Raw genomic sequence first — 15,141 nt, forward strand, 5'->3', positions numbered from 1 at the left:
ATCCGTGGTTCAGCGCTTAAAGCATTAGAAGGCGAAGCAGCGTGGGAAGACAAAATTGTTGAATTAGCTGAAGCATTAGACAGCTACATCCCAGAGCCAGAGCGTGATATTGACAAACCATTCCTATTACCAATTGAAGACGTATTCTCAATTTCAGGTCGTGGTACAGTAGTAACTGGTCGTGTTGAACGCGGTATCATCAAAGTGGGTGAAGAAGTTGAAATCGTTGGTATCAAACCAACAACTAAAACCACTTGTACTGGTGTTGAAATGTTCCGTAAATTACTTGACGAAGGTCGTGCAGGTGAAAACGTTGGTGTATTACTACGTGGTACAAAACGTGAAGAAATCGAACGTGGTCAAGTACTTGCAAAACCAGGTTCAATCACTCCACATACTGATTTTGAATCAGAAGTGTATATCTTAAGTAAAGATGAAGGTGGTCGTCATACTCCATTCTTCAAAGGTTACCGTCCACAGTTCTACTTCCGTACAACTGACGTAACGGGTACTATTGAATTACCAGAAGGCGTAGAAATGGTAATGCCTGGTGACAACATCAAAATGACAGTATCATTAATTCACCCTATCGCGATGGCTGAAGGTTTACGTTTTGCGATTCGTGAAGGTGGTCGTACTGTTGGTGCTGGTGTGGTTGCTAAAGTTATTAAATAATTTAAAGGCTTACAATTATGAGATGAGGGTGTCATTTGATGCCCTTTCTTATCTAGTCTGTTTAGCAAAATGTTTTTATTTAAAAGAGCATTTTGGAAAGTAGATATTATTATAATATAACATAATCATGGGTTTTATATGCTAGTAAGTAACGAGGGTCAAAATACAAATACTGCTCTAGACAAATTGAAATGGTGTTTAGTTTTAGTATTGATTGCGTTTGTTGTTTGGGGAAATTTTTATTTTGCTGAACCTAATGATATATATCAACCTAATACGATCGTTCGGATTATAGCGGTTGTTGTGCTTTCGCTATTAACTTTATTCATTGCGATCACAACAGCTAAAGGTAAATCATTTTTGTTGTTTTTACAAGAATCACGAAAAGAGTTAAGAAAAGTTGTATGGCCGACTCGTAAAGAAACGACACAAACAACCATGCTGATTGCTGCTATCACAGTTATTGTTGGTTTAGCGCTTTGGGGAATGGATTCTTTATTCGGTTCAGCCATCTTTTATTTAACATCAATAGGGCGTTAATATGAGCGAAACACAACAAAAACGTTGGTATGTTATACAAGCGTATTCTGGTTATGAAGCGCGTGTAGCACAATCATTACGTGAATATATTAAATTACATGATATGGAAGATTCTTTCGGGGAAGTATTAGTACCAACCGAAGAAGTTGTTGAAATGAAAAGCGGTCAGCGCCGTAAGAGTGAACGTAAATTCTTTCCTGGTTATGTATTAGTTGAAATGGCAATGAATGATGCGACTTGGCATTTAGTAAGAAGTGTGCCAAGAACAATGGGCTTTATTGGTGGTACTTCTGATAGACCTGCCCCAATTAGTCAGCGTGAAGTTGATGCTATCATGAATCGATTACAACAAATTGGTGATAAGCCACGTCCTAAAACTTTATTTGAACCAGGTGAGCTTGTTCGTGTTAACGAAGGTCCATTTGCTGACTTTAATGGCGTTGTTGAAGAAGTTGATTATGAAAAAAGCCGCTTAAAAGTATCGGTTTCTATCTTCGGTCGTTCAACGCCTGTTGAGCTTGATTTTAGTCAAGTTGAAAAAAGCTAATCAATTTTATTAGAATAAATTATTTGATAAAATAAAAAATCACAGAGTTAAATCTGTGATTTTTTTTTATTCTAGCCAATAAAATTAAACTTATTTATTACAATATTGTATTACAAGCGAGATAATCTATTCTATTTGAAATTCTTCGAGTTGCTGTTGCAAGTCCAACCACTTTAACTCGCTTTGCTCTAACTCGCTTTTCAGTTGGCTTTGTTGCAAAAGTAAACTTGTTAAATTCGATTTTTTATTGGCTTCATACATCATTGGATCAGACAGTTGTTGCTCTATCATTTGCAGTTGTTTTGCTAAATTTTCCTGTACTTGCTCTTCTTTTTGTAACTGTTTTTTTATTGGTTGCATTTGAGCGCGTAATTCAGCTTGTTTGCGCTTTTGCTCTTTACGATCCTGAGCTGAAACGTTATTATTTTCTTTTTTGACTAAATCACCTTCTTCATTAGTTTGGCGATCACTTTTTTGCTCTTCCGTCAGCCATTTTTGATAATCATCGAGATCTCCCTCAAATGGTTCAACTTTATGATCATGAACCAAATAAAATTCATCAGTCGTGGAACGTAACAAATGACGATCATGTGAAACGACAACCAAAGCTCCATCAAAATCAATCAGTGCTTCTGTCAATGCTTGTCGCATATCTAAATCTAAATGGTTGGTTGGCTCATCTAATAGTAGCAAGTTAGGTTTTTGCCATACAATTAAAGCCAAAACAAGGCGTGCTTTTTCGCCCCCCGAAAACGTTTTGACTGGTTCGCTGACTTTATCGCCTTGAAAATCATACCCACCTAGATAATTACGCAGTTCTTGTTCGGTATTTCTTGGCTCAGCAAGCTGTGTTAAATGCCAGAGTGGCGACTCATCGGAGCGTAAATATTCTAACTGATGCTGAGCGAAATAGCCAAGTTGAATACCTTTAGCAAGATTAATATGTCCTTCTTTAGGAGAAAGCTCACCTGCTAATAGTTTTATTAATGTTGATTTTCCAGCACCATTGCGCCCTAATAATCCAATCCGAGATCCAGGAACTAAATTAAGTTTAATCTTTTCTAGTATAATTTTATCATCATAACCCGCCACAACTTTTTCCATCATTAACAAAGGGCTAGGAAGAAATTCAGCTGGCTTAAAATGAAAATGAAATGGGTTATCAATATGCGCTGGCGCAATGAGCTCCATTCTTTCTAACATTTTTATACGACTTTGGGCCTGCTTCGCTTTAGTTGCCTTTGCTCTAAAGCGATCGATATAGTTCTGTAAATGTGCAACTTTTTGTTGTTGCCTTTCATAAAGCGATTGTTGTTGTGCCAACTTCGTTGAGCGTTGAGTTTCAAATGAAGAATAGTTGCCGGTATATTCAAATAAATTTCTTTGTTCAATATGAATAATTTTATTAACTAACGGATCTAAAAAATCACGATCATGAGAGATTAAAATCAACGTGCCTGAATAATTACTTAACCACTTTTCAAGCCAAATAACAGCGTCTAAATCAAGGTGATTAGTCGGTTCGTCAAGCAACAATAAATCAGAACGGCACATCAAGGCTTGTGCCAAATTTAACCGCATCCGCCAACCACCTGAATATGATTTAACTGGGGACATTAATTGCTCATTAGAGAACCCTAAGCCATGAAGCAGCGTTGCTGCTCGAGCACGAATAGTCCATGCATCGATAGTATCAAACTTTTCATGAATAACCGCAATTTGTTCACCATTATTTTGCTTATTAGCAATATCTAACTGTTTTTCTAATTGACGGTATTCCCGATCTCCATCAATGGCATATTCAATAGCAGGAATATCCAATGCAGGCGTGTCTTGATTGACCCAAGCAAGTTGCCATTGAGGTGGTATACTTAATTTACCTGCATCAGCTTGAATTTCGCCTTTTATCAGTGAAAAAAGAGTGGATTTACCGCAACCATTTTTACCCACTAATCCCACTTTTTGTTGAGGATTAATGGTTGCCGAAGCATTATCTAAAAGCAAATTAATGCCTCGACGCACTTGGATTGAATCAAATACAATCATGATATCTTGTCTATTATTAAAAATGTGTTAATAAAAATATTGTTTTAATTATTAAAAATAAGAAATAACATAAAACAATAAAAGTTGATAAAAAAGCCCTTTGTAAAAACAAAGGGCTTAAATTAGTTACTTAAATGACTATTTTTTTATAGCCGATAAAGCACGACGAATAAAGAGTGCACATATACTAACAAAAACAAAGAGACCTAAAAGTTCAGGTAATATGCCTAAATTAACTGGTATTGCCAGTGGTGCATCATTGCCACCATTGGTAATACTAATCACAATTACAACCGCTAATAAAACACCAACTAAACTTTCACCAACAATTAATCCTGAAGCAATTAATGCTGCTTTACGATCCACTTTTTTGAATTGTTGTTCTGGATCTAAATTTTGCGCTTTGGCCTTTTTATAAGCATTACGTTTAATTATCCAAGATAATAAAGTACCGATAATAATCGGTGTTGTGATATTTGGTGGTAAATAAATACCTAGACCAACAGCCAGTGCAGGTATGCGGAAATTAGACTTATTCTTGGCAAGGATTACATCAATTGCGATAATAATAGCCCCCACAGCAAGTCCAATTAAGATCATAGTCCAATCAAGTTTATGTGCAAAAATACCTTTAGCTATTGTTGTCATCAACGTTGCTTGTGGTGCGGCTAAAACTTGAGTTGTGTCCATATCTGTGCGAGGTAAGGCACCAGTAAAACCGTAAGCGTTGTATAAAATTTCTAAAATAGGCGCAATAACAATAGCACCAACAACACAGCCAAGTAATAATGCGACTTGTTGCTTCCATGGTGTAGCATTAACCAAATGACCTGTTTTTAGGTCTTGTAAATTATCGTTAGAAATGCAAGCCACAGCCAAAACAGTACTGGTAGTAAACAGTGCGAGAGCCGTGGCAAAATTGGAGCCTTCAATAGAATCCAGCATGCCATTGACTTCGCCAAGACCTAATAAGATTAATGAAATGACAATCACGGCAACAATGGCAATACCCGATATTGGGCTAGCCGATGAGCCAACAAGTCCTGCCATATAACCACAAGCCGCGGCAACTAAAAAGCCCATAATAAAAGCAAATAATACAGCGCTAAAAACTAATGTCCATGCAATACCAGCAGATAGTCCACTATCGGCAATAAATGAATAGAAAGTCACTAATAAAATGACCAACATACTACCCATAATTAATAAAATCGCTTTTGGTGATAAATCTCGTTCGGTTGGTGCGATGTCGTTTACTGACACATCAGAACGCATAGTTTTAAATGAAATTTTTAACCCTTCAATCATCGGTTTGATTAGTGTTAGTAGCGTCCAAACTGCTGCAATAGCGATTACGCCAGCACCAATAAAGCGAATATCACTAGCCCAAAACCCCATAGCGATTTTGGATAAAGGCTGAGTAGTATCATAATCACTTATTGCACTTAAAATTGGAATACCAAAAACCCAGCCAATCATGGTACCAATTAAAATAGCAATTCCAGACATAATACCGATTAAATAACCCGCACTAAGCAAAGCTAATGAGAATCCCATCGGGAGTTGAAAAATAGATTTGCCAGCTGAAAACCAATAGGCTGTATTTTCGGATAACACACGAAAACCATTAGTAAATAGGCTAACAATAGAGGCAATAACACCACCAAATAAAATATCTTTTAACCCCTCGTTCGCCTCATTATTATTAGTTTCAGAACCTGCTTTTAAAATTTCAGCGGCGGCTATCCCTTCAGGATAAGGCAAATTACTTTTTACTACCATGACATGTCGCAATGGAATGGAAAATAAAACACCAAGCATTCCACCTGCTGAGCATACCGCAAAGGTTAGCCAAAATGGAAAGCTATGCCAATATCCAATCATTAACAAGCCAGGAAGCACGAAAATAATTGAAGATAATGTACCTGCTGCCGATGCCTGAGTTTGTATCATATTATTTTCTAAAATGGTAGAGCCCGAAAACAGTTTTAATATTGCCATTGAAATCACCGCAGCAGGAATGGCTGACGAGAATGTCAATCCGACTTTTAAGCCAAGATAAACATTTGATGCAGTAAAAATGACAGTTATAAAAGCACCAAGAATGGTACCTCTTAAAGTAAGTTCACGTAAATTATGCATATTATTTAATAGAGTTAATTTAATAAGGGGGTATTATATACTTAATTCACATTTATCGGCTAGAAGTTCCGTAAATAGCCTTATTTTAGCTGTTTTTATGGTGATTTTTGATGAAATTATTATCAACAGCATCAAAATATATTGAAATTAATATTTAAAAGAACAACCGTTTTACTATCAAACCATTTACAATGGTACAACCAATGATTCATTTTATGAGAAATATTGTGAAGGAATTACAGCGCTTACAAGCAATCACCAAACAACTCCGCGACCCAATTAATGGTTGCCAATGGGATCGAGTTCAAACTTTTGCTTCATTAAAATCTTATACACTAGAAGAAACATACGAAGTACTTGATGCCATTGATAAACAAGATACAGATGAACTAAAAAAAGAACTGGGTGATCTACTGTTTCACATTGTCTTTTATGCCGATTTGGCCAATGAGCAAGAGCTGTTTAATTTTGATGATATTTGCCAATCTGTAGCAGATAAATTAGTTTATCGCCATCCTCATATTTTTACAGACAACCAAACACAAAAACCGAATTGGGAACAACTTAAACAAAAAGAGCGCGATCAAAAAGCGCAATATTCGTTACTAGATGATATTCCTAAGGCAATCCCAGCCCTAATGCAAGCAGAAAAAATTCAAAAACGGTGCGCCTCGGTTGGATTTGATTGGAATGATATCATTGCGGTACTTGATAAAGTAAAAGAAGAAATTAACGAAGTAGAGCAAGAGTTAGAACACCCAAGACAAGATCCACAAAAAATAGAAGAAGAGCTTGGCGATTTATTATTTGCTACCGTCAACTTAGCAAGGCATTTAAAAATTAAATCGGAACAGTGCTTAAAGCAAGCCAATAAAAAATTTACTCGACGATTTCAACAAGTCGAATCAATACTCAAACAAAAAAATATAACTTTAATTGATGCAACACTTGAACAAATGGAAGCCGCATGGCAAAGTGTTAAGCAATTAGAACAGATTAAACTCAATAGCGAAGTGAATAAAAATGACTGAACAAAAAAATGAATTATATCAAGAAATTGAAGCATGGGCGCAAAACGCCATATTGAATAGCCCAATATGGAGCATTAATCAGCTTGATTACTCAGAAAAAAGCATCACCGTTGTTGAAATGATTATTAGTGAACTGGCTGAAAAGAACTTCAGCATTTCAGAAGAGCAATTAAACATGATCTCACAAGAATATGGCTGTTATTTATTACTCACCGCCCATAAATTATATGGTGGTGAGTTTTATTGGAATGAAGAGTTTGAACAACCCATGTTAATTTGCTGTGAACCTGATTCGATGATAGCTCTGATGACATGGAACAAAGTCAAAGGACGTTTAGTGGGGGATAAAGCCGATCATATCGCCTACTTCTTAGATGAATTTGGTAAAGCTACCTTTCAACCAGAAAAAGGTACTCATATGGTTTATTTATAATTCGCTTAAATTGAAATATAGCCTAATAAATGCGATGATAGCCTCTAATATGAGGCTATATCACTGCCTAAATATTTTCACTGATAGCTTGCTAACTCGACTAACGGCAACAAACAAAACCACGCTACAATTCTGGTTATTGAAAACGACATCAATATGTTGCTTAATTTTTATTGGCAATATACGATAAAAATTAATAACAATATGGTTTAATGGGAAATATTTGATTATTTCGACTTCGTAACAAAACTTTAGAATTTATTCAAATTGTATTTAAAATTGAGTAGTATTTTGAAAATTAATACTTACCACATGCCATCATCCAAAGATAAAAGCTGCAAAATATAGATCCCTTATCACATACTAGATTCAGTAAAAAATAAAAAAACCCAATAAAATCAATTGGTTTTCTGAATGATTTTTAAGTGCTAGATGTATTGTTTTGGGGCTTATTTAATTTAGCACTTTTTAAGTTTTGTGGATAAAATTCACCATTGATGATAACTTTCGAGTAGAAAGTTGGACTTCTCCCAAAGGTAAGCAACAGGATTTGGGTAAGTAAGAGAGAGGTCAAGAAACCTCTCTTGTTTATGATAAATTAAAATTAATCATAAGTTACTTTATTTTACGCGTGAAACATATTCACCTGAGCGTGTATCAACTTTTAGAATTTCGCCAATTTGTACAAATAGTGGCACACGTACGACAGCACCAGTTGATAGCGTTGCTGGTTTTCCACCCGTTCCTGCTGTGTCACCTTTTAGACCTGGATCGGTTTCAATCACTTCAAGCTCAACAAAGTTCGGTGGCGTTACTGCAATTGGCTGACCATTCCATAAAGTTAAAATACATTCAGCTTGATCAACTAGCCATTTGGCATTATCGCCAACTGCTTTAGCATCAGCTGAAAGTTGTTCAAATGTTTCATTATTCATGAAATGCCAAAACTCGCCATCGGTATAAAGATAAGTTAAATTCATATCCACAACATCAGCGGCTTCAACTGATTCGCCAGATTTGAAAGTTTTATCGACAGTTTTTCCTGAAAGTAATTTTTTAATTTTTACGCGGTTAATTGATTGACCTTTACCGGGTTTGTAAAATTCATTTTCAACAATGACACATGGCTCGCCATCTTGCATTATTTTAAGACCCGCTTTAAACTCATTAGTACTATAAGATGCCATAAAAGCTCCAACTAAAATTCTGAATTACAAAAAATGAGCCACATTATACAGCAAAAAATTGAACTACCAAATAATAAAGATAAATGGATTATAGAGCTTGCCAATGTTGTGACAGATATCAATGTTTTATATGCTTATTTGGATCTAGACCCAAAAACCATTTCAAGCTCTATGCAATTGGCAAAAAAGCAGTTTCCACTTCGTGTACCTATGGCTTTCATCAACCGGATGAAAAGAGGCGACAATAACGACCCTCTTTTATTGCAGGTGCTTTGCGATGATAACGAATTATTAAAAGTAAAGGGTTATAGCAATGACCCATTACAAGAGCAAGATAATGTTATCCCTGGGCTATTACATAAGTATCATAACCGAGCATTGTTAATAACGAAAACAGCCTGTGCAATTAACTGCCGTTACTGTTTTAGGCGACATTTCCCTTATCACGATAACCAAGGCAATAAAAAAAACCTGGCTTTTGCACTTGAATATATTGCTAACCATCCAGAACTTGATGAAATTATTTTATCAGGTGGTGATCCTTTAATGGCTAAAGATCATGAAATAGCATTTTTGATTAATGCCTTAGAACAAATCCCACATATTAAACGTTTGCGTATCCATACCCGTTTAGCCGTTGTTATTCCTTCACGAGTAACATCTGAGCTTTGCAAATTATTTTTTGAAAGCAGGTTGCAAATTGTAGTAGTTACTCACATTAATCATCCCAATGAGATTGATAATGATGTTGCTAATGCAATTAGACTTTTAAAACAAAGTGATGTGACAACACTGAATCAGAGCGTGTTATTGAAAAATGTTAATGACAACGCCAAGGTTTTAGCACAGTTAAGTAATCGGCTTTTCGATATTGGTATTTTGCCTTATTACATCCATTTGTTAGATAAAGTGCAAGGCGCCGCCCATTTTTTAGTCGAAGATGATGTTGCAAAAATCATAATGAAACAGTTAGCCGAAAAGATATCGGGTTATTTGGTACCTAAATTAGCACGCGAAGTCGGTGGCGAAAAAAGTAAGCGTGTACTTGCTTTTATGGATTAGTTGATTTATTTTTGTTTTTTTAACCTATTATGTTATAAGAATTTGTTTAATTTTATTCAATTGTGCCATAATGAACTGTTAATGGTTCTTATTCAAATAAATCGGTGAAAATCTCATTGACGAAAAATAAAATAGTCTCTATAATTCCGACTTCTTTAATTAATGCTGTGGAGTTTAGACTCTGCAACCTGTTGATAAATTAGATTTGGATATAAATCGTCATGAAACGCACATTTCAACCATCAGTATTAAAACGCAATAGAACTCACGGTTTCCGTGCTCGTATGGCAACTAAAAACGGTCGTCAAGTTCTTGCTCGCCGTCGTGCTAAAGGCCGTGTTCGTTTAACTGTTGCTAGCTGATTTAAAGTTGGGTGATTAAGTTCACTTTTCCTCGGGAGTTACGATTGCTAACTCCCTTTGATTTTAATCATGTCTTCCAAGAGTCCGTGCGGGCTGGGTCGCCGTTTTTAACTTTAGTGGCCCGTAAAAATAACTGTAACCATATACGGTTAGGGTTTGCTATAGCGAAAAAACAGGTAAAAAGAGCGCATGAGCGTAATCGTATTAAACGATTGACTAAAGAGTATTTTCGACATCATCAACATCAACTTCCTAATATTGATTTTATTTTGATGGCTAAACAGCCTGTTATAGATTTAGATAATCAACAAATCGTTGAAACACTCAATAAATTATGTCAACGAATCATAGCCAAGATCGATATTTAAATAAATTCATATCAATTATTAAGCTGCACGTTTATGCATGTAACCACATGATAGTTAATACTTTTGTTTTTTTTGTGCGTATTTATCAACGTTTTATTAGTCCTTTATTTGGTCCAAAATGTCGCTTTACGCCGACATGTTCACAATATGCAATAATTGCACTAAGACGCTTTGGATTCATAAAAGGTGGTTGGCTAACAGCTAAACGTGTATTAAAATGTCATCCTTTACATGACGGAGGAGAAGATTTTGTTCCTCCAAAAACTAAAACCAATAGAGAAAAACACTAATGGGATCTCAACGTAATATTTTAGTCATTGCTTTACTTTTTGTATCTTTTTTTATTTGGAAAGCGTGGGAGGAAGATCACGCACCTAAGCCGCCGATCACAAACCAATTAACACAACAAATAGGTGATGATAATTCAACAGATGGCTTGGCACAGGGTAAAATAATTACTGTAAAATCAGATGTGTTGTCACTCACTATTAATACTTATGGTGGTGATGTACAAGCTGCACAATTATTAAAATATGAGCAAACACTGCATTCTGGTACGCCTTTTCAGTTATTAGCATCACGTCCTGATTTCATCTATATTGCTGAAAGTGGTTTAACTGGTAAAGATGGCCCAGATAATGCTAAACAAGGTTCAAAACGCCCAGTATATAAAACTGAGAAATCAGAATATGTTTTAGCTGATGGCCAAAATGAGTTGCGTGTTCCATTAACGTATCAAGTCAATGGGATAAGCTATACTAAATATTACATATTACATCGTAACAATTATGCTATTGATGTTCAATATGACATCAACAATCAAAGTAGCCAGCCGATTGATGTTTCTATGTATGGGCAACTAAAACAAACTATCAAATTACCTGATGATATTCCAACTGAAGGTGGTAGCGGGTTAGGGCAAAGTGCATTCCGTGGTGCAGCTTACTCTAGTTCTAGTAGCAACTACAGTAAATACAGTTTTGACGATATCAAAGATAAAGCTTTATCGGTCGAGACACAAACAGGTTGGATTGCGATGCTGCAACACTATTTCGCTTCAGCATGGGTGCCAGCACAGGATACAAATAATCTATTTTACTCTCGTGCAACTGCGAATAATTCACAAGCAACAATTGGTTTCAAAGGTGAGCCAACCATTATTCCTGCAGGTAGTACACAAACCATTAGTGCCAAATTATGGTTAGGACCTGAAATTCAAAACCAGCTTAAAGAAACTGCAAATCATCTTGATTTAATTGTTGATTACGGTTGGTTATGGTTCTTGTCACAACCTCTTTTTTATTTATTGAAGTTTATACAAAGTTTTGTTGGTAACTGGGGCTTCTCGATTATTGTTATTACTTTTATTGTTCGAGGTCTTTTATTCCCATTAACGCGAGCACAATATCGTTCAATGGCAAAAATGAAACTATTACAGCCTCGTATAGAAGCTTTGAAAGAGCGTTATGGTGATAATAAACAAAAAATGAGCGCTGAAACAATGGCTCTCTACAAACAAGAGAAAGTCAATCCATTAGGCGGTTGTTTACTAATAATTATTCAAATGCCGATTTTCTTGTCATTATTCTATATGTTAAGTAGCGCAGTTGAATTACGCCATACACCATTTGCGCTTTGGATTTATGACTTATCTGCGCAAGATCCTTATTATATTTTGCCTTTATTAATGGGTGGCTCTATGTTCTTAATTCAAAAAATGTCACCAACTCCAGCTACCGATCCATTTCAACAAAAATTAATGACTTATATGTCATTAATTTTTACTGTGTTCTTTTTATGGTTTCCATCAGGTCTAGTTTTATATTATATCGTCAGTAATTTATTCACAATTGTCCAGCAACGCATTATCTACTGGGAACTTGAGAAAAAAGGACTTCATGAGAAAATAAAAAAATAATATTGTTAAAAAAAGGAGGAGGAAAATCCTCCTTTTTTCGTTTTTACTTTTGGCATTTATAATATGAATATACAACAACAATTTAATTTAACTGGCAGTGAAATAGGTTATTGGTTTGTAAGTACTAATGGACGATTATGGTTGCCTGATGGTGAAGTTCCAGTAGGGCGTGCTGATGAACTTGGCTTTACGAATAAACGAGCTCAACCAATAGGTGAGTTGAATGGACAAACTGCTTGGCTCATTTGTAGTGAAATAAAAAATGCGATGAGTTCAATCCGTCCATTACTTGATAGCACAGATCAATCCTTATTTAATATGGCTGGACGAGCTGTGCAGCTTTCTGAGTTTTATCGCTCCCATAAATATTGTGGATATTGTGGATATGAGATGTATATCAGTAATACCGAATGGTGCTGTATGTGTGATCACTGCAAAGAACGTTACTACCCACAAATTTCACCATCTATTATCGTAGCAATTCGCCATAAAAATAAAATTTTATTAGCCAAGCACGTTAGGCATAATCGAGATAACTTGTACACCGTATTGGCGGGTTTTACTGAGATTGGCGAAACAATGGAAACCGCCGTTGAACGGGAAGTATTTGAAGAATCAAAAATAAAAATTAAGAATATTCGTTATGTTGGATCGCAACCTTGGCCATTTCCAAATTCATTAATGATGGCTTATTTGGCTGATTATGATAGTGGTGAAATAGTGGTAGACAAAAATGAACTTATTGAAGCAAATTGGTACCATTACACGCAATTACCTAAAATTCCTGAGTATGGCACCATTGCTAGGCGGTTAATTGAAGATACAATTATACTTTGTCGCCAATATGACGAATATGGCTGTGACTAATCATATTGAATTGTTCTGGTTAGATTAACAGTTTTTGATTCGCTACCTGCTGTAATACAAACAGCTTTAGTCCAGTCGTTGTTTTGATTATATTCCGAGTAAGTACAAGTTTCTGTTAGTTCAACCTCTTGCTCATTATTCTCATTAATGATGATATCACCATTTGATGATAACTTAAATGTTTTAGTAATGGTCTTTTCTATTTGCTCGTTATCATTATATATGACATCTTTTTCTTGTGATAATACTGGGAATTTCGTGTTTTCATCGACAGGAACATAAGCATTATATAATACAAGCTCTACATGATCATTATCATAAATAATTCTACTGCTAAATATCACATTATTTTCGGCAAAATGTGATAAGGTTGTCTCAACCAAGCGGCCTTGCTCATCAAATTCTGTGCTTGCAACGATGGCATTATCATTATTCTTCATACCAAGAATATTTTTTGATGAATCAAAAACAATGTCATAAACATTTTTGGTGTCGTTCATACCATAGCTATACTTAGCCATATCATAGTTTATTTCGCCATGTAATCCTTCTAAATCATAATTAGTGACAAAACCTTGTTCATTATAGTTAATCGTTTTATTTGATGAACCTTGGATTTGTTGTTGTTTAATTTTTTTACTAAATGGTAAAAGTTCTGGCTCAGTATGAAAAAGATAACTATTAATAACCGCAGTTGGTAATTGTGATAATCGGGTATCGTCAGGTGTTTTTTTACCATCACAACCATTGATTAAGAATGCACTGCTAATTAAGCACATATATAAAAATAAATTATTTTTTTTCATAGAACTGATATCCATTTATGTTATTGTTTGAGAAATTTATGATAAAACGTCAAATTATCAAATTAATTATTACATTCTTTTTTATATTTACACCAAATGGCAAGCGCATCACAGTGCCAATACTTCATCATTTTGCACCAATTAGATCGCCATTTACGCACGGTATCGTTGTGTAAGTTAAGTGTTTTTGCTATTTGCAAATTATTTGCTCCAGAAACAATCAAATCAATAAATTGTAGCCATAATTCAGGTTTCGGAATACGGTTTAAGCTGGTGTCTCTTAAAATATTAAAACTATGTCGACAACATCGGCAACGATAGCAAGCACGATTTCCAACTTTAGTTGTTTCGTTAGATCCACAATATATGCAGGTTTGATTTTGTTCACCCAATAAATTCGTTACTTTGTCTTTAATTATTTTATATTGTTGTTCTAAAGTTGGAATTAATGTTGTTTGTTTTTTATGAGTATACCAATTATGTAATGATGGATAATTGTTTTGAAGATAATTAATAATTGCACATTCCCGACGAATAACCTTTGCCAGTGAAATATCAAGCTGTTTAGCAATATTGTTATAACTGATATTTTTTATACGGCTAATAAAAATAACTTCTAATTCATTAAATGGCACTAAACGACGGAAAGGAGTGTTGGTTGAAACAGTAAAATATTTATGACAAGCTTTACAGCGGTATGTTTTAGTTGGTTTTGTCCGAACTTTATAAAACTTAGTATTTTTACAAAATGGGCAAACTTCTACATGTTGTGATGCTATTTTTCCTAGATTATGATGAAAAGCTTTAAATTCATCATGCAATTCGGCTGGTGCGAGTTCATAAATCATTTTTATTCCCTTATCGCTTATCCTTGTAAATATTATCAGATTTTTCCCTAAACATATAGCTTTATTGACATTTTTTGCATTTATTACTTTGAGAATGTATTTATTGTATTGATTTATATTTTCTGTGGTTTATTTATAGTAAATACTGTTAATAATTCATCGACGAAGATGGCTATTAAAAATATAACTATCAATTAAAATAGCACAGCAATAAGTATAAAATTCTCTATAATACAAGCTTCAGTCATTAAAATGACCGAGCACTAAATTATAATTATTTTAAAATAAGCTTATGTTGACACTTTTTAC

Annotated in this window: 16 protein-coding genes; 11 read left to right on the forward strand and 5 right to left on the reverse strand. The window is 34.9% G+C overall.

Annotation, left to right across the window (positions count from 1 at the left end):
• The 3 genes from A9G47_RS04925 to nusG all read left to right on the forward strand — a co-directional run.
• The coding region (locus A9G47_RS04925; RefSeq protein WP_255309208.1) for an EF-Tu/IF-2/RF-3 family GTPase at window positions 1-675 on the forward strand (675 nt) is incomplete at its 5' end.
• Between the two features lie 138 nt (window positions 676-813).
• The gene (secE, locus tag A9G47_RS04930) at window positions 814-1,215 is read left to right on the forward strand and encodes a preprotein translocase subunit SecE (protein ID WP_065566372.1); all 402 of its coding nucleotides are present in this window, start codon (window positions 814-816) and stop codon (window positions 1,213-1,215) included.
• A 1-nt stretch (window position 1,216) separates the two neighbouring features.
• Entirely contained in the window at window positions 1,217-1,762 is a 546-nt protein-coding gene (nusG, locus tag A9G47_RS04935) for a transcription termination/antitermination protein NusG (protein WP_065566371.1), read from the forward strand.
• A gap of 126 nt (window positions 1,763-1,888) precedes the next feature.
• Here nusG and A9G47_RS04940 read toward each other — a convergent pair whose 3' ends face one another.
• Window positions 1,889-3,808: an ABC transporter ATP-binding protein gene (locus A9G47_RS04940; RefSeq protein ID WP_065642335.1), complete on the reverse strand. Its 1,920-nt coding sequence runs from the start codon at window positions 3,806-3,808 to the stop codon at window positions 1,889-1,891.
• 138 nt (window positions 3,809-3,946) lie between these two features.
• Window positions 3,947-5,950 (reverse strand): OPT family oligopeptide transporter, encoded by a 2,004-nt coding sequence (locus A9G47_RS04945; protein ID WP_065566369.1) that lies wholly within the window; start codon window positions 5,948-5,950, stop codon window positions 3,947-3,949.
• A gap of 215 nt (window positions 5,951-6,165) precedes the next feature.
• Between A9G47_RS04945 and mazG the strand changes: the two genes are divergently transcribed.
• Window positions 6,166-6,981 (forward strand): nucleoside triphosphate pyrophosphohydrolase, encoded by an 816-nt coding sequence (gene mazG / locus A9G47_RS04950; RefSeq protein WP_065642373.1) that lies wholly within the window; start codon window positions 6,166-6,168, stop codon window positions 6,979-6,981.
• On the forward strand, window positions 6,974-7,414 hold the full coding sequence (locus tag A9G47_RS04955; protein WP_065642336.1) for a hypothetical protein: 441 nt from the start codon (window positions 6,974-6,976) through the stop codon (window positions 7,412-7,414). Before mazG ends, A9G47_RS04955 begins: the two co-directional genes overlap by 8 nt.
• A 620-nt stretch (window positions 7,415-8,034) precedes the next feature.
• Here A9G47_RS04955 and efp read toward each other — a convergent pair.
• The gene (efp, locus tag A9G47_RS04960) at window positions 8,035-8,601 is read right to left on the reverse strand and encodes an elongation factor P (RefSeq protein WP_065566367.1); all 567 of its coding nucleotides are present in this window, start codon (window positions 8,599-8,601) and stop codon (window positions 8,035-8,037) included.
• Window positions 8,602-8,634: 33 nt separating this feature from the next.
• On the opposite strand from efp, the gene epmB reads away from it, so the two are divergent.
• The 6 genes from epmB to nudC all read left to right on the forward strand — a co-directional run bounded on the left by epmB (window position 8,635) and on the right by nudC (window position 13,178).
• Window positions 8,635-9,663: an EF-P beta-lysylation protein EpmB gene (gene epmB / locus A9G47_RS04965; protein ID WP_065566366.1), complete on the forward strand. Its 1,029-nt coding sequence runs from the start codon at window positions 8,635-8,637 to the stop codon at window positions 9,661-9,663.
• 221 nt (window positions 9,664-9,884) lie between these two features.
• Window positions 9,885-10,025 carry a 50S ribosomal protein L34 gene (rpmH, locus tag A9G47_RS04970; protein WP_025314679.1) on the forward strand — a complete coding sequence of 47 codons (141 nt, stop codon included), beginning with the start codon at window positions 9,885-9,887 and terminating at the stop codon, window positions 10,023-10,025.
• Window positions 10,026-10,036: 11 nt separating this feature from the next.
• Window positions 10,037-10,393 (forward strand): ribonuclease P protein component, encoded by a 357-nt coding sequence (gene rnpA, locus A9G47_RS04975; protein ID WP_081301496.1) that lies wholly within the window; start codon window positions 10,037-10,039, stop codon window positions 10,391-10,393.
• 47 nt (window positions 10,394-10,440) lie between these two features.
• Window positions 10,441-10,683 (forward strand): membrane protein insertion efficiency factor YidD, encoded by a 243-nt coding sequence (gene yidD / locus A9G47_RS04980; RefSeq protein ID WP_065566364.1) that lies wholly within the window; start codon window positions 10,441-10,443, stop codon window positions 10,681-10,683.
• Window positions 10,683-12,311 (forward strand): membrane protein insertase YidC, encoded by a 1,629-nt coding sequence (gene yidC / locus A9G47_RS04985; protein ID WP_065642337.1) that lies wholly within the window; start codon window positions 10,683-10,685, stop codon window positions 12,309-12,311. The genes yidD and yidC overlap by 1 nt, the downstream gene beginning before the upstream one ends.
• A 63-nt stretch (window positions 12,312-12,374) precedes the next feature.
• Entirely contained in the window at window positions 12,375-13,178 is an 804-nt protein-coding gene (nudC, locus tag A9G47_RS04990; protein WP_065642338.1) for an NAD(+) diphosphatase, read from the forward strand.
• Here the strand turns inward: nudC and A9G47_RS04995 are convergent.
• Window positions 13,175-13,984, reverse strand: a complete 810-nt coding sequence (locus A9G47_RS04995) for a hypothetical protein (protein WP_065642339.1) — start codon at window positions 13,982-13,984, stop codon at window positions 13,175-13,177. The two genes, nudC and A9G47_RS04995, sit on opposite strands and share 4 nt — an antisense overlap.
• Window positions 13,985-14,046: 62 nt before the next feature.
• On the reverse strand, window positions 14,047-14,832 hold the full coding sequence (locus A9G47_RS05000; RefSeq protein WP_065588543.1) for a transposase: 786 nt from the start codon (window positions 14,830-14,832) through the stop codon (window positions 14,047-14,049).
• Between the last annotated feature and the right edge of the window lie 309 nt (window positions 14,833-15,141).

The sequence above is a fragment of the Gilliamella sp. WF3-4 genome, assembly GCF_001690275.1.
GTDB lineage: Bacteria > Pseudomonadota > Gammaproteobacteria > Enterobacterales > Orbaceae > Gilliamella > Gilliamella apicola_C.

Bases quoted from the DNA above. Each gene is read 5' to 3' on its own strand.
- secE (WP_065566372.1), top strand. From the start codon at position 814: ATGCTAGTAAGTAACGAGGGTCAAAATACAAATACTGCTCTAGACAAA.
- nusG (WP_065566371.1), top strand. From the start codon at position 1,217: ATGAGCGAAACACAACAAAAACGTTGGTATGTTATACAAGCGTATTCT.
- A9G47_RS04940 (WP_065642335.1), bottom strand. From the start codon at position 3,808: ATGATTGTATTTGATTCAATCCAAGTGCGTCGAGGCATTAATTTGCTT.
- A9G47_RS04945 (WP_065566369.1), bottom strand. From the start codon at position 5,950: ATGCATAATTTACGTGAACTTACTTTAAGAGGTACCATTCTTGGTGCT.
- mazG (WP_065642373.1), top strand. From the start codon at position 6,166: ATGAGAAATATTGTGAAGGAATTACAGCGCTTACAAGCAATCACCAAA.
- A9G47_RS04955 (WP_065642336.1), top strand. From the start codon at position 6,974: ATGACTGAACAAAAAAATGAATTATATCAAGAAATTGAAGCATGGGCG.
- efp (WP_065566367.1), bottom strand. From the start codon at position 8,601: ATGGCATCTTATAGTACTAATGAGTTTAAAGCGGGTCTTAAAATAATG.
- epmB (WP_065566366.1), top strand. From the start codon at position 8,635: ATGAGCCACATTATACAGCAAAAAATTGAACTACCAAATAATAAAGAT.
- rpmH (WP_025314679.1), top strand. From the start codon at position 9,885: ATGAAACGCACATTTCAACCATCAGTATTAAAACGCAATAGAACTCAC.
- yidD (WP_065566364.1), top strand. From the start codon at position 10,441: ATGATAGTTAATACTTTTGTTTTTTTTGTGCGTATTTATCAACGTTTT.
- yidC (WP_065642337.1), top strand. From the start codon at position 10,683: ATGGGATCTCAACGTAATATTTTAGTCATTGCTTTACTTTTTGTATCT.
- nudC (WP_065642338.1), top strand. From the start codon at position 12,375: ATGAATATACAACAACAATTTAATTTAACTGGCAGTGAAATAGGTTAT.
- A9G47_RS04995 (WP_065642339.1), bottom strand. From the start codon at position 13,984: ATGAAAAAAAATAATTTATTTTTATATATGTGCTTAATTAGCAGTGCA.
- A9G47_RS05000 (WP_065588543.1), bottom strand. From the start codon at position 14,832: ATGATTTATGAACTCGCACCAGCCGAATTGCATGATGAATTTAAAGCT.